The 13534-nt window shown below is 69.2% G+C and carries 12 protein-coding genes; 8 read left to right on the top strand and 4 right to left on the bottom strand.

Annotation, left to right across the window (positions count from 1 at the left end; translation table 11 throughout):
- The first annotated feature begins 54 nt into the window (after window positions 1–54).
- The 3 genes from ACFYYJ_RS38775 (at window position 55) to ACFYYJ_RS38785 (ending at window position 6640) form a co-directional block, all read left to right on the top strand.
- Window positions 55–2346: a hypothetical protein gene (locus ACFYYJ_RS38775; RefSeq protein WP_389139317.1), complete on the top strand. Its 2292-nt coding sequence runs from the start codon at window positions 55–57 to the stop codon at window positions 2344–2346.
- A gap of 44 nt (window positions 2347–2390) precedes the next feature.
- Complete coding sequence (locus ACFYYJ_RS38780; RefSeq protein ID WP_389139319.1) at window positions 2391–6044, top strand: hypothetical protein; 3654 nt, start codon at window positions 2391–2393, stop codon at window positions 6042–6044.
- A gap of 101 nt (window positions 6045–6145) precedes the next feature.
- A complete protein-coding gene (locus tag ACFYYJ_RS38785; protein ID WP_389139321.1) occupies window positions 6146–6640 on the top strand; it encodes a hypothetical protein in 495 nt (164 codons plus the stop codon).
- Window positions 6641–6721: 81 nt separating this feature from the next.
- Here ACFYYJ_RS38785 and ACFYYJ_RS38790 read toward each other — a convergent pair whose 3' ends face one another.
- Window positions 6722–7180 (bottom strand): hypothetical protein, encoded by a 459-nt coding sequence (locus ACFYYJ_RS38790; RefSeq protein WP_389139323.1) that lies wholly within the window; start codon window positions 7178–7180, stop codon window positions 6722–6724.
- A gap of 510 nt (window positions 7181–7690) precedes the next feature.
- Here ACFYYJ_RS38790 and ACFYYJ_RS38795 point away from each other — a divergent pair.
- The 3 genes from ACFYYJ_RS38795 to lnt all read left to right on the top strand — a co-directional run bounded on the left by ACFYYJ_RS38795 (window position 7691) and on the right by lnt (window position 10017).
- On the top strand, window positions 7691–7867 hold the full coding sequence (locus ACFYYJ_RS38795) for a hypothetical protein (RefSeq protein WP_384581886.1): 177 nt from the start codon (window positions 7691–7693) through the stop codon (window positions 7865–7867).
- 69 nt (window positions 7868–7936) lie between these two features.
- Complete coding sequence (locus tag ACFYYJ_RS38800) at window positions 7937–8404, top strand: nuclear transport factor 2 family protein (RefSeq protein ID WP_385128339.1); 468 nt, start codon at window positions 7937–7939, stop codon at window positions 8402–8404.
- 26 nt (window positions 8405–8430) lie between these two features.
- Window positions 8431–10017, top strand: coding sequence for an apolipoprotein N-acyltransferase (lnt, locus tag ACFYYJ_RS38805; RefSeq protein WP_389139326.1), 1587 nt, complete (start codon window positions 8431–8433; stop codon window positions 10015–10017).
- Here the strand turns inward: lnt and ACFYYJ_RS38810 are convergent.
- Window positions 9959–10867, bottom strand: a complete 909-nt coding sequence (locus ACFYYJ_RS38810; RefSeq protein ID WP_389139328.1) for a Gfo/Idh/MocA family protein — start codon at window positions 10865–10867, stop codon at window positions 9959–9961. The two genes, lnt and ACFYYJ_RS38810, sit on opposite strands and share 59 nt — an antisense overlap.
- Window positions 10868–11028: 161 nt before the next feature.
- On the opposite strand from ACFYYJ_RS38810, the gene ACFYYJ_RS38815 reads away from it, so the two are divergent.
- Both ACFYYJ_RS38815 and ACFYYJ_RS38820 read left to right on the top strand, forming a co-directional pair.
- Window positions 11029–11553 carry a DinB family protein gene (locus ACFYYJ_RS38815; protein WP_385363935.1) on the top strand — a complete coding sequence of 175 codons (525 nt, stop codon included), beginning with the start codon at window positions 11029–11031 and terminating at the stop codon, window positions 11551–11553.
- A 202-nt stretch (window positions 11554–11755) separates the two neighbouring features.
- Entirely contained in the window at window positions 11756–12178 is a 423-nt protein-coding gene (locus ACFYYJ_RS38820) for a hypothetical protein (RefSeq protein ID WP_389139331.1), read from the top strand.
- 19 nt (window positions 12179–12197) lie between these two features.
- Here ACFYYJ_RS38820 and ACFYYJ_RS38825 read toward each other — a convergent pair whose 3' ends face one another.
- Complete coding sequence (locus ACFYYJ_RS38825; protein WP_385128372.1) at window positions 12198–12689, bottom strand: hypothetical protein; 492 nt, start codon at window positions 12687–12689, stop codon at window positions 12198–12200.
- Window positions 12690–12789: 100 nt separating this feature from the next.
- On the bottom strand, window positions 12790–13458 hold the full coding sequence (locus ACFYYJ_RS38830; RefSeq protein WP_389139376.1) for a uracil-DNA glycosylase: 669 nt from the start codon (window positions 13456–13458) through the stop codon (window positions 12790–12792).
- Window positions 13459–13534: the final 76 nt, after the last annotated feature.

Below are 13534 nucleotides of genomic sequence, written 5' to 3' on the forward strand. Positions count from 1 at the left end.
CAGCGCCAGGCCGACCCCCACGACGAGGAACGAACGAAGGACACCATGGCGCTGATGACGAAAGTCCGGGCACAGCTCGGCGTCCCGGGAAAGAAGCCTGACGAGACGAACGAGAGCGCGGAGCTTCCGGTCGGTGATCTGCCCGCGGACGACGCCGCTCGGGCCGAGGGCGTGCAGAACACAGCGGCAGCTCACGGCGTGGCCGACGAAGCCGCCGAGCCGAAGCGGAACTGGTGGCAGCGCCGCCGGGAGGTGAAGCACCTCCAGGGCGCATTCGACGCCTATCCGCATCTGCTCGCGCTGAAGCCGAAGGAGAAGTACCTCTTCCGCTCCGACTACTTCGAGGTCGACGGCTCGGTCGCCTGCGTCCTGGCGTACTTCCACGACGACGCCGCGCACGACAACTTCGCCGCCTTCTGGGGCATCGATCGGATCCCGGACGGCCTGGACGAGCGGGTCACCGCGGTCGTGCTCGAGCAGGTCAAGCGGATGGACGACAAGTGGATCGACTCATACACGAAACAGTCCGAGAAGCTGGAACGGCTCGATGCCAACGAGCAGGAGGAGACGGGCACAACCTCCTCCAAGCGCAAGGCCGCGAAGATCTCCGGTGACCTCGGGGTCACGATCGGAGAGCTCCAAGACGGCGCGAGCTACCTCTCGGTGCACAACCGGCTCTTTCTCAAGGCCCCGGATCTGGCGACCCTGGACGACACGATCGACCGGGTCACGCGCCTATACATCGACCGCTTCGGCACGCTGAAGGCCGCGCCCTACGCCGGCGAGCAGCGCCAGGAGCTCTCGGGCCTGTGGAAGAACAACGAGAAGAAGAAGGGCAAGGGCTTCCACTTCACCTCGACCGAGCTGGCCGGCTCGTACTCGCTGGTGACCAACGGCCTCAACGACAAGGGCGGCGAGTACGTCGGCTACATGGTCGGCGACGTCAACAACAGCGCCGTGCTCATGGACGTGAACGCCTACGACCACCACGTGATCGTCGCCGACGCCACCCTCAGCGAGTACCTCGACCGCCAGCGGGTGGCCAACATGTGGTGCTCGAAGATCTCGCAGGCGACGCTGCTGAACAACGGCCAGGTCGTCCACCTCGTCCTTGACGGGGCGAACCTCGACAAGCTCGGCCCGAGGTTCGAGCGGCTCACCTCCCGCGTGGACCTGAACCAGGGCGACGTGAACATGTTCGAAATGTTCGGCGAGGAGGAGGACGAGCTGACGGTCTTCTCCGCTCAGATGGAGAAGCTCAAGCTGATGTTCGAGCAGCTCTACGAGAGCACCGATGGTGCCGTCGGCTCGATCATCCGCAGTGCCCTCGAAGACACCGCCACGGACTTCTACATCGAGCAGGGCATGTGGCGGCACAACGCCCAGGAGCAGCGTAACCGCCTGCGCGTGGTGAACATCCCGCACACCCAGGTGCCGCGTCTTCAGATGTTCGTCTCCTACCTGGCGACCGCGCACAAGGCGCTGTTGAACTCCAGCAAGACCGACCCGGACCAGCTGCGCGCCTACAACGTGCTCAGAGGCATCGCCAACGCGATGCTGAGCACGAACGGCGACCTGTTCAACAACCACACGGCCTCGGCCGTGGACGGGGTCCGGGATTCACGGCGCGTGGTCTACGACTTCTCGCGGCTCATGCGCCGCGGCAAGGGCGTGGCGATGGCGCAGTTGGTGAACATCGTCGGCTTCGCCGTCGGCAAGCTGGGAATCGGCGACACAGTGATCATCCATGGCACCGAGCACATCGACGACCGGGTGAAGAAGTACCTCAAGGACCAGTTCGACCACATGCACGAGCGCGGCGGCCGGGTGGTCTACAGCTACAACGACGTCGACAAGATGCTGGCCGACAGCGACTTCAACAAGTTCGACGCCGCGGACTACACGCTCTTCGGCCCGATGCGCGACAAAACAGTGGCGGAGTACCAGAAGCAGTTGCACCAGCGGATCCCGCCGGATCTCGCCCGGCTCATCACGACCAAGGACGAGAACCTCACGTACCTGCGCCGGGGCGTCTCGAACGTGGTCTTTCACCTGGATCTGGCACTGGGAATCAATCCCTACCGCGAGGCCCAACGCAGGCAGGTCCGACTGGAGGCGGCCAAGGCCGAAGAGACGGCGCGGATGGACTCGATCATGCACGACAAGCCGGCACCGGGCGCGAACCTCACCAGCATCCGGAAGCGCAGCGAGGGCGACGACGGTGAGGCCGACGCGGGCCAGGCCGACGCGATCAAGCGCAACATCGGCAAGAGCCTGCGGCAGCCCGAGAACAACGCAAAGCGACCGGCAACAAGGCCCAGGCCCAAGAAGCTGGAAAAGACATGAGCGAGGTCGGCCCTGATACGAGGACGAGGAGCAGAGGAGAGACCATGAACGGGACGATCACGGCGGTGGCGAGGCTGCGTGCCCGGGCCGGCCGCAGCGTGGGTGCAGTCCGCCCGGGCGGGCTCGCGCGCGGGCTCGCCCTCATGCTCCTGGCGGCGCTGCTCGTGCCGGTCTTCATGATGGCGACGTCTTCGCCGGCGTCCGCGGACGACAAGAAGGAGCGCGACAACTACAGCCTCTACCAGCTGGCCTCGAACGCGAGCTCGTACTTCAGCGAGAAGAACTCGCCGCAGAACGACAAGGGCATGCACGAGAACTGGAAGCCGGTCACGTCCAGCCCGGCCTCGGGCGGTTCCATTCTCGGTTACGCCGACCCGGAGTTCAGCCTGGGCAACATCGTGGGCTGGTTCTTCGCCGAGGTGTCGGGGTCCTCGCAGACCGTCACCTACGAGACCCTGGCCGCGAAAGACGACAAGGGCAACGCCAAGTACTCGGGCATGCTCGACTACGCGCACTTCGGGGCTGCCAACAACGACCTCGGCCTGGACACGATGTCCTCGGGCATCGGCGGCCAGATCGTGAGCGTGATCGGGGGGTCGATCATCTGGGTCCTCTACGCCCTGGCGCTGGCGGTCGGCACGCTGTTCTACTTCATCATCCAGTTCCTGAAGCTCATCAACCCCTTCCTGTGGTTCTACAACGCGGTCGCGGCGGTGAATCCGACTTTTGCCGAGGGTATGACCGGAGGCGATACCGGAGGCGGCGCGCTCTCGGGTCTGCAGCACTGGATCAGCGGCTGGTACGGCTTGCTCGTCGACATCTCGTGGCAGGCGCTCGTGCCGATCTTCATCGGCGTCCTGCTCATCGGCCTGGTCATGTTCAAGAAGATGGACCGAGGCTCTGCGATCAAGAAGCTCATCGTGCGCGTCGTCTTCATCGGCGTCGGCCTGCCGCTCGTCGGGTCGATGTACTCCAGCGTGCTCGGAAAGTTCGACGACTCCGTTCTCGGTCAACACGCCGGCCCGACGCGCGTCGTGCTGAGCACGTACGTCGACTTCGAGGCGTGGATGATGAACGACCGCCTGGGGATCCCGGACCAGGCCACTGTTTCCTGGAACGATGACCAGGCCAGCCCGGACGCGATGATGGCTGTGCGCACGAGTGCGCTGGCAATCAACAAGCAGTCCCACGGGGCGACGTTCAACGGCATCAACATCGGAACGAAGGCCAACGACGCCGAGTCGGCCTGGAAGGACGGCACCGTCTCCGGCACCGGAAACCGTGCCTCGGACGACTTCAAAGCGGTGTTCTCGACCTTCGGGATCATCGGCAAGTACATCGCGAGCAACGAGATCGCTGCCTCCGACTTCGAGTCGGGGATCAAGAGCTCGATCACGCAACTGGACGAGAGCTCGGATACCAAGAAGAGCTGGTTTGTCGACAAGGAGGGCTACGGCGACGTAAAGGAGTTCGGTGAAGAGGGGCCGAAGCCCGTCGATCACCCCGTGATCTCAACCAACGGCACGGGCTTGACCTCCTCTCGTCCCGGCAAGGACTCGACGGTCTTCACCACGACGGGGACGAAGGCCGGCTGTGGCTTCACGGTGGGCAAGACACCCTCCTCGTGCAACCTGTCTCCTCTGGCGGCGTACAACTACCTCAACACCGGGTTCAACCCCGGCTCACTGGCCATGTACTCCTCGAACAACGCCACCAGCGGGTTCACCCGCGAGAACCACATGGCCGTCAGCCAGGTGGGCACGGGGCCGGCGAAGTTCATGTACTGGAGCAACTCGGCCACGGTCCTCGGCTCCATCGTCCTGCTCGGCTTCTGGTACGCCATCGGCATGCTGGCCGGGGCGATCAAGCGGACCTTCGGCCTGGTAGCCGCCGTACCGTTCGCGACCCTGGGCGCCATGCAGGCGATCGCCAAAGTGATCGTCTACTCCACGGCGATGATCCTGGAAGTCCTCGTCACGCTGTTCATCTACCAGTTCGTCTCGGAGTTCCTGATCTCGGTCCCGGACATCATGGCCGGCCCCGTGTCGAGCTTCATGAGCCCGGGCGGCCTGTGGGGCAACGCCGCGCTCGGCGGGATCATCGTGGTGGTCCTGACCCTGATCTCCTCGCTGGTGATCATAGGCATCACCTTCGCCCTGCTACGGGTGCGCAAGACCGTGCTGCAGGCAATGGACGAGGTGGTCACCAAGCTCGTGGACAAGTTCCTCGAGACGAACAGCACGCCCAAGCCGGACAAGGGTGGGCTGATGCCTGCTCTGGCCTCGGGTGCGGGGGCCGGCGCGGGCATGGCCATGGGCAACAATCTCGCCAACGGGTTCAGCAACAAGACCAGCGGTCCGGCGTCCCCGAGCACGGGCAAGCCCAAGGGCAAGACGGCGTCGACGAACGCCGGCGGCACGAACGGTGGCTCCAAGGAGTTGACGTCCGGTAAGCAGCAGCTGACCCTCGAGGGTGGCGGGCAGGACGGACCGAATGGCCCGGACAGTCCGGCGCTGGAGGGTGGTCCTGGTGGTAGTGGCTCCGACGGCGGCAGTGACGGCGTCAAGGCTCTGCCGGGCGGCATCGGTCCCGCTGGTGCTCCGGGCACGCACGGTCACGACGGACACACCGACAAGGGTGGTCCGCTGCAGCTGACGAGTGGCGGAGCGGGCAACTCGCGCTCGGACAAGGACATGGCGCAGAATCTGAGCAACCAGGGTGGCCTGTCGAACCTCGGGTACGGCGACAAGGTCATCCCCGGTGAGGTACTTTCCAGGTCGACGGAGCCGCCGAATTCTCGTGGTGGTGCTCAGGGCCGGAGCGGCGCCGACGGCGCAGGCTCTGTCCCGACCACCGGAGACCATAAGGCTGTCCCCGGTCAGACGGGAGCGACGCAGTTCGGCACGGGTTCCCAGGGTGCGCAGAGCCAACAGGGCAGCGACCCGGAGGCTGCACCGCAGCGCTTCAGCGGCGACGCTGTGCCTGCCCCGGCTCCTGCTCCGACCCCGCCGGGTGCGCCGAGTGCGCCTCCGACGCGCTCCACTCAGGGCACACCTGCCCCGGCTCAGGCCCCGACCCAGCCGGGTACGCCGAGTGCGCCTCCGACGCGCTCCACTCAGGGCACACCTGCCCCGGCTCAGGCCCCGACCCAGCCGGGTACGCCGAGCACGCCTCCGACGCGCTCCACTCAGGACACCCCTGCCCCGGCTCAGGCCCCGACCCAGCCGGGTACGCGGAGCACGCCTCCGACGCGCTCCACTCAGGACACCCCTGCCCCGACACCCATCCGGCCGCCGGCACCGCCGGAGCAGGCCAAGCCGCCGGCGAACCGTGACCGGCTGCTGCCCGTCGCCCGCCCGGCTCCTGGGCGGCCAGGGGCCGGTGCTACGGAGGTGGTTCAGACTCCGGCTGCGCCTGGTGCGCGGCCTCAGACTCCGACGCCGGCAGCCCGTCAGCCGCGTTCGATCCAGGCGCCGACGTCGACGTCGATGCCGCGCCCGACGCCTGCCCCGCAGGCTCAAGCTCCGCAGCCGCCGACTCCTGCATCGGCTACCTCGCCGACTCCTGCATCGGCTACCTCGCCGCCGCCGGCTCCGGTTCCGCGCCTGATTGCCGATCCGACGCCTCAGAGCGTCGAGACCCGTCCGCAGCCGCGGCTGGCGGGTGGTACTCGCCGTGGCCGGGACGCGGGGGACTGATCGTCCGATCGAGGGCGAGCGTGGAGGCCTGACGCACCCGGTGAGATCGATCAACCTCACCGGGTGCGTCGTCCTTTGAGGCGTGTGAGAAGGAGGGGAGCATGGGGCTCGGATCAAGGCTTCGCGGCGAGTTCCCTCGTGGCTGGTGGAGCTCGGCGCGATGGTGGGTCACCGGGATCCGTGAGCTGGCACTGAGCACCGCGGCGGCTGTGGCTACCGTAGTGTTCGTCGGCGAGATGGTGCGCGCCGTGCGGCATCGCGACGAGCCGAGGATCCTGGCGCGTCTGGCCGGCACGTTCGAGGGGTACGTCTCGGGCCTTCTGGTCAACGGCGCAGGCTTGGGCGTTTTGGGCACCATGGAGATCGAGAATGATCCCCCTGTGGTGCTGATGGTGCTGCTGACGGGGTGGTGTCTGACCAACATCGGGGTCAGCGCCGTGGTGTTCGTCGCGGTGGCCCAGTCGAGGATTCGGAGGCCAGCGGCATGGGCCGAACTCGATTTCGTCGAACGGCATGCCCCGAAGTACGGCCGACCGCCGGAGACGATCGAGGAATACCGGGCGCTGCAGCTTCAGGAGTACACGTCAGGGGCTTGACCAGCCGAGGAAGCACAGAACCCCGTGGACACGATGCCCACGGGGTTCTGCGCTGCTTGGCCGGTCGGCGGGACGTCGACGTTACTTCTTGCACTTGGCCTTGAGGCCGTCCAGTAGAGCCTTGCCCGCATCGGAGTTGTCCCGCACGTACACGCTACCGCTGATGCTGATCGAGGTGTTGCTGGTTGAGATGGACTCGCTGCCGGTCCGCTTGTTGCGGGTGTCGTCTCCGGCGACCGTCCAGATGATCTGGGACTGATCCTTGTTGAACTCGCCGGTGCTGGTCACGCCCGGCTTCTCGTAGACACCATCGCACTTGTACTCATGATGCGAGACACTGTTGCCCTTGACGACCAGCTGGCCGAGGTTGGACGTGCCGTTGACGTCCTTGATGTAGTACGTACCGTCGAGCTTGCCGGCGCCGTCGCTGCTTCCGCTGCTTCCGCTGCAGGCGGTGAGTATGAGTGAGCCAGCGGCCAGCGTCGCGATGGACACGGCAATCTTGGCCCGCGTCCTACGTGCGGTCCCGGTGATCCTCATGACGTTCTCCATTCGTTCGTTATGGCAGTCGGTTTGAGATAGACAGGCCAGTCAAAATAGCCTATGGATAGGTGACTTTGGCGGACCGAGACCGTTTGTCAGGTGCCTTCTCTTAGGTTGTCAAAATGATGCCCAGTCAGCGCCACTGCGACCTCGGCCTGATTGAGCGCGTGTTCGCCGTCCTGGATGCGCCACTACAGACGCCGCGCGGGCGGGGCGTCAGCTGACCACGAGTACCTGTTCCCGGCCATTGGCGGCGGGCTGCCGGCCCTGTCCGTGCGACCGTGTACGCCGGGAAGCGGCTGTACCTGCTTCGCCACGGCGGCAAGGAGTGGCTCGGCGAAGATCGACACAGTCGCATCGCCGTGGAGACCCGCATGCGGCAGGGGTGGCGTCGCACACCCCTCCTCACCGCTTCGCGTGAACCGCAGGCCGTTCGGGAACGTTCCCGGGCGGCCCGCGCGTCGTTGTGCCTGGAGAGGCTCGAAGGCAAGCAGCAGGGGGTGTCCCATGGGTCGAGTGGTGCTGGAGCGGTTTCCGGCCGGAAGTCCGAGGGGGAGCTGGCCCGCGGAGGAGTACGCGGCGCAGCGCCTGCGGGAGGGGGTGCAGGCCGAGGTGGTGATGGACCTGGACAGCGACGCCTTCCTCGTCGTGGTCCGCCAGCGGGAGGCGCATTCCGGTCACTGACCGTCCGTGCGGAGATCCGGTCGGCGCACGCCCCTTGGCCTTGCGACCCTCCGCCCCCACACTGTCCCGATGACTCAGCGTGTGGACCTCGCGACGGTGATGGACCGGCTGGCGATCGACGAGGTGGTCTCGGGGTACGCGGTGGCCGTCGACGACGGCGACTGGGAGGGGTACCGGGCCCTGTTCGCCCCGGCCGGGCGGGCGGACTACAGCTCGGCGGGCGGGATGGAGGGGCCCGCCGGGGAGGTCGCCGACTGGCTCGCGGAGACCATGAAGCTCTTCCCCGTACGCCAGCACCTCATCGTGAACCGGCTGATCCGGCTGGAGGACGCGGGCGGTTCTCCCGGCGACAGTGCCGAGGTGCGCGCGGACTTCCTCAATCCGATGCGGCTGGACGGGGACGAGTTCGACGGGAGCGTCACCGCGCCCAACTTCGTCGCCGCCGGGCGTTACACCTTCGCCCTCGCCCGCACCCACGACGGCTGGCGGCTGACCCGGGTCACCGTGCACGAGAAGTGGCGGCACATCTCCGCCTGACTGCCACACTGGAAGCGGAGGCGCCCATGATCTCGGCACGGAACGGGTGGTCCCCCCGGTCGATCCCCCGGTCGTTCCCGCGGCGGTCCTCCGGGTGGCGCACGGCGGCCGCGGTCGGCGCCGGTGCGCTGCCCGCCCTCGCCTTCCCCGCTCCCGCGCTCTGGTGGTTCGCGTACGTCGCCCTCGTGCCCTGGATGATGCTGCTGAGGTCGGCGCCCACCCGGCGGCGGGCAGCGCTGGAGGGCTGGTCCGGCGGCGCCGGGTTCATCGTGGCCGTCCACCACTGGCTGCTGCCCAGCCTGCACGTCTTCCTGGTGCTGATCGCCGTGCTGCTGGGCGTGCTGTGGATCCCCTGGGCGCTGCTGGTGCGGGAGTTTCTCGGCGGGCGGCCCACGGCGGGGCGCGCGGCCGCGGGGCTGGTACTCGTGCCCGCCGGATGGCTGCTGTCGGAGCTGGTCCGGTCCTGGCAGGGCTTGGGCGGTCCGTGGGGGCTGCTGGGGGCGAGCCAGTGGCAGGTGCCGCCCGCGCTGCGGCTGGCCTCGGTGGGCGGGGTGTGGCTGGTGAGCCTGCTGGTGGTGGCGGTGAACTGCGCGGTGGTACTGCTGGTCGCGGTGCCGGGGGCGCGGATCCCGGCGGTGGTCGGGTTGGCGGGGTTCGCGGTGCTGACGGGGGCGGTGTGGATGTGGGCGCCGCGGCCCGAGGTGTCGGGCCGGCTGCGGGTGGCCGTCGTACAGCCCGGGCTGATCCCGGACGGGCCGGACAGTGCCGAGCGGCGGTTCGCGGCCGGGGAGCGGCTGACGCGGACACTGGTCGGGCAGCGGCCGGACCTGGTGGTGTGGGGCGAGAGCAGCGTCGGCGCGGACCTGACGGCCCGGCCCGACCTGGCCCGGCGGCTCGCGGCCCTGTCGGCGCAGGTCGGGGCTCCGCTGTTGGTCAACGTGGACGCCCGGGGTGCGGTCCGGCCCGGCATCTACAAGTCCTCGGTGCTGGTGGGTCCCGAGGGGCCGACGGGTCCGGTGTACGACAAGATGCGGCTGGTGCCCTTCGGGGAGTACGTGCCCGCCCGCTCCCTGCTCGGCTGGGCCACCTCGGTGGGCCGGGCCGCCGGCGAGGACCGGATGCGCGGCCGGGCTCCGGTGATCATGCACCTTCCCGGGGGCGTCCGCGTCGGGCCCCTGGTGTGCTTCGAATCGGCTTTCCCCGACATGAGCCGGCGCCTCACCCTGGACGGGGCCTCGCTGCTCGTCGCCCAGTCGTCGACCTCCACCTTCCAGCACAGCTGGGCCCCGGCGCAGCACGCCTCGCTCGCCGCGCTGCGGGCCGCGGAGGACGGCCGCCCGATGGTGCACGCCACCCTGACCGGCGTCAGCGTGGTGCACGGCCCCTCGGGCGAGCGGATCGGCCCGGCCCTGCCCACCTCGGCGAGTACGGCGCACGTGTACGAGGTGCCGCCAGCGACGGGCACGACCCTGTACGTCCGCTTCGGGGACTGGGCGGTCTACGCGGCCGTCGCCGCGCTCGCGGCGTACTGCGCGGCACGGATCGCGCTCACGCTCAGGAGGCGGCCTGCTCCAGAGCCGAGTCCACGACCCGCTCGCACAGCTCGTGGGTGAGGAGCGCATCGCGAGCGTCGAGCGTCCTGCCCGTCGCCACGGCCTCCAGGAAGTGGTCCACGACCTGCTCGATGCCGCGCTGGCGGGCGACGGACACCCAGTCCCCACGGCGCCGGACGCTCGGCTGACCCTTGTGGTCGATGACCTCCGCGAGGTTGACGACCTGCCGCTTGGTGTCCTGCCCGGACACTTCCAGGATCTCCTCGGTGGAACCCGAGAGCCGGTTCATGATCCCGAGCGCGGTGAAACCGGCGCCGGACATCTGGAGCACCACCTGGTGCATCAGCCCCTCTCGCACCACGGCCCGGACGTCGACGTGGTCGGCCTCGCCGGGCAGCAGGAAGCGCAGGGTGTCCACGACGTGGATGAAGTCGTCCAGCACCATCGTGCGCGGGTCCTCGGGCAGCCCGACCCGGTTCTTCTGCATGACGATCAGATCGCGGGCGTGCTCGGCGCACTGGGCGTACCCGGGCGCGTAGCGGCGGTTGAAGCCGACGGCGAGTGACACCCCGCGCTCCTCGGCCAGTTCCACGAGCCGCGCCGAATCCGCGAGCTCGTAGGCGAGCGGCTTGTCCACGTAGGTCGGCACGCCCCCCTCCAGGAGGCGCTCGACGATCTCGGGGTGCGCGGTGGTCGGCGCGTGCACGAACGCCGCGTCGAGGCCCTCGGCGAGCAGCGCGTCGAGGTCGGTGTGCCGGTGCTCCGCCGGGACGTGGTGGATCGCGCCGACCCGCTCCAGGGTCGCGGGGGTGCGCGTCTGCAGGTGCAGTTCGATTCCCGGGCGGGTGGTGAGCACGGGCAGGTACGCCTTCTGCGCGATGTCGCCGAGTCCGATGCAGCCGACCTTCACCGGGCGCCTCCTGATGTGTTCCTTGTGGGACGTGTGCAGCTTAGGGCCTGTGCCGAGGGCCGGACGGGCCCGGGTGACGGCGGTCCGGGTGACGGCGGCCTCGCGAGGAGGCGGGCGCGAATCCCTGGTGGCGGCGGGCACGTTCACCGAGGATGTTCCTCATGCCGATCACCTCCGGATCCCATCGCGAAGAGCCCTCCACCACCGCCGACGAGCGGGAGATGTTGGACGGCTGGCTCGACTACCACCGCTCCACCCTCGCCTGGAAGTGCGAGGGGCTCGACGAGGAGCAGTTGCGCGGTACTCCGCTCGCCCCGTCCGAACTGAGCCTGCTGGGGCTCGTACGGCACCTGGCGGAGGTGGAGCGGTACTGGTTCCGGGAGGTCATGCTGGGCGAGGACCTCCCCGAGCTGTACGTCACCCGGGAGGACGTGGACGGCGACTTCCACTTCACCGACGGGGACACCTGGGCCGAGGCCGAGCGGGTGTGGCGGGCCGAGGTCGACCTGGCCCGGAAGGCCGCCGCGGGCCGCTCGCTCGACCTGCGCTCGAAGCCGGAGAGCCACCACCGGGGCGAGGTGTTCAGCCTGCGCTGGGTCTACACCCACATGATCGAGGAGTACGCGCGCCACAACGGCCACGCGGATCTGCTGCGCGAGCACCTCGACGGCGCCACGGGCGAATAGCCGCCGGTCGGCGGACGGGGTTCGGTTGGCCCGCGCCCCGTCACCCGTGCGGGGTGAATATGGCCTCCGGGTTTCCCAACGCGGCGTCCGTCCGAGCAGAGTTGCGCGAGTGCATCCAACCCGAACCACGACAACGTTGCTGCTCGGAGTCGCCTGTGCCGTCTCGGCCGTCTCCGGCTGTGTGAAGGTGGGCCCCGCGCCCGTGACCCCGGCCGTCGGCCCCTCGGCGGGGCCGGCGCCGCACCACGAGCCGCGCGGCGGGCCCGGAGCCTCCCCGGTGGTCGTCCAGGCGCCCGCGCTGGAGGCGCTCAAGGCGGCCCCCGGGGCGGCGCCGCCGCCCGCGACCTCCGCCCCCGCCACCGCCCCGGCGGCTCCGCAGCGGAGCGTCCAGGCTCCGGCGCCCGTCCCGGACATCCCCGAGCCGCGCAAGCCCGCCGAGGCCGCCCGCGGGCACGGGGAGGGCGGGCGTCCGGGGGCCGCGCGGCCCGACGCGAAGGCGGAACGGGAGCTGATGCGGGAACTGCCGGTGCGGCCGGCCGACGTGTGCGCGCTGGGCCGCCGGCACGGTCACTGGCGGCCGGACAGCCCGGAGGCCCGCATCTGCGCGGGCGTCCACGGCGGCTGAGGGACCTGCGAGGTCTGCTCTACGGGTACTGCTCGGGGAACGGCCGGGGCGGGGTGCCCGGCTCGGCGGCCAGGCGCCGCTCCAACCGGAGCATGGCGCCCCGTACGCCGTTCCCGTACTCGTCGTCGGGCAGCGCGGCGGCCGCCGCCCGGGCCCGGGACAGGTGCGCCCTGGCCGCCTCGGGCCGCCCCAGCTTCACGTAGTCGTCGGCGAGGCTCAGGTGCAGGGACGGGTAGAAACCCCGGGGCATCAGCGGCCCGTCCCCCAGCGCCTCGGCGGCGGACAGCGCCCTGAGGTCCCAGGCCAGCGCGTCCGCGGGATCGTCCTGGGCGTCGGCCATGTAGTGCGCGAGGGTGCACCGGTGGAGGGAGTCGCCCTCCGCCCCGAGCTCGGTCCAGATGTCGCCGAGCCGGTTGCGTGCCTCCTCGCGGTCCCCGGCGTGCAGCAGGATGGCCGCCTGGCCGATCCTGGTCATGACGGCGTCCTCCGACGCCTCCTGCTGCTCCGTCACCGCGGCCTCCGGCTCACTCCGCCAGACCTGCTCCGGTCTGATCATCAAGAAGCTAGCCGGAGGCACCGGCAATGGCGCCGAGGCGCGGCGCGGTGTGGCGTCAGCCGAGGTCCGGGATCCGCCAGTCGATCGGCTCATGCCCCTGGGCGGCGACGGCCTCGTTGATCTGCGTGAAGGGGCGGGAGCCGAAGAACTTCTTCGCCGACAGCGGGGACGGGTGGGCGCCCTTGACGACCACGTGGCGCTCTTCGTCGATCAGCGGGATCTTCTTCTGGGCGTAGGCGCCCCACAGCACGAAGACGGCCGGGTCCGGGCGGTCGGACACCGCGCGGATCACCGCGTCGGTGAACTTCTCCCAGCCCTTGCCCTTGTGCGAATTGGGCTCGGCCTCGCGGACCGTGAGCACCGCGTTGAGCAGCAGGACGCCCTGCGCGGCCCACGGCATCAGGTAACCGTTGTCGGGGACGGGGAGGCCGAGCTCCTCCTTCATCTCCTTGTAGATGTTGCGCAGCGAGGGCGGGGTCTTCACGCCGGGCTGCACGGAGAAGCACAGGCCGTGGCCCTGGCCGGCGCCGTGGTACGGGTCCTGGCCGAGGACCAGCACCTTCACCTGGTCGAAGGGAGTGGCCTCCAGGGCCGCGAGCACCTGCTCACGGGGCGGGTAGACCGGCCCGTTCGCCCGCTCCTTCTCGACGAACTCGGTGAGCTCTTTGAAGTAGGGCTGGTCCAGCTCCCCGCCGAGGACGGGAAGCCAGGACTCGGGCAGCATCTGGGTCACGGCACAACCTCCGGTACAAGTTCTTGCGACAGATCAAGAACCTACCGGGCGCCACTGACAACGCGTC

The sequence above is a fragment of the Streptomyces sp. NPDC002467 genome (genome assembly GCF_042889825.1).
In the GTDB taxonomy this organism is placed as follows: domain Bacteria; phylum Actinomycetota; class Actinomycetes; order Streptomycetales; family Streptomycetaceae; genus Streptomyces.

Excerpts from the sequence above, each read along its gene's own strand:
- ACFYYJ_RS38785 (WP_389139321.1), top strand. The coding sequence starts at position 6,146 with ATGGGGCTCGGATCAAGGCTTCGCGGCGAGTTCCCTCGTGGCTGGTGG.
- ACFYYJ_RS38795 (WP_384581886.1), top strand. The coding sequence starts at position 7,691 with ATGGGTCGAGTGGTGCTGGAGCGGTTTCCGGCCGGAAGTCCGAGGGGG.
- ACFYYJ_RS38800 (WP_385128339.1), top strand. The coding sequence starts at position 7,937 with ATGACTCAGCGTGTGGACCTCGCGACGGTGATGGACCGGCTGGCGATC.
- ACFYYJ_RS38830 (WP_389139376.1), bottom strand. The coding sequence starts at position 13,458 with ATGCTGCCCGAGTCCTGGCTTCCCGTCCTCGGCGGGGAGCTGGACCAG.
- ACFYYJ_RS38815 (WP_385363935.1), top strand. The coding sequence starts at position 11,029 with ATGCCGATCACCTCCGGATCCCATCGCGAAGAGCCCTCCACCACCGCC.
- ACFYYJ_RS38780 (WP_389139319.1), top strand. The coding sequence starts at position 2,391 with ATGAACGGGACGATCACGGCGGTGGCGAGGCTGCGTGCCCGGGCCGGC.
- ACFYYJ_RS38790 (WP_389139323.1), bottom strand. The coding sequence starts at position 7,180 with ATGAGGATCACCGGGACCGCACGTAGGACGCGGGCCAAGATTGCCGTG.
- ACFYYJ_RS38775 (WP_389139317.1), top strand. The coding sequence starts at position 55 with ATGACGAAAGTCCGGGCACAGCTCGGCGTCCCGGGAAAGAAGCCTGAC.
- lnt (WP_389139326.1), top strand. The coding sequence starts at position 8,431 with ATGATCTCGGCACGGAACGGGTGGTCCCCCCGGTCGATCCCCCGGTCG.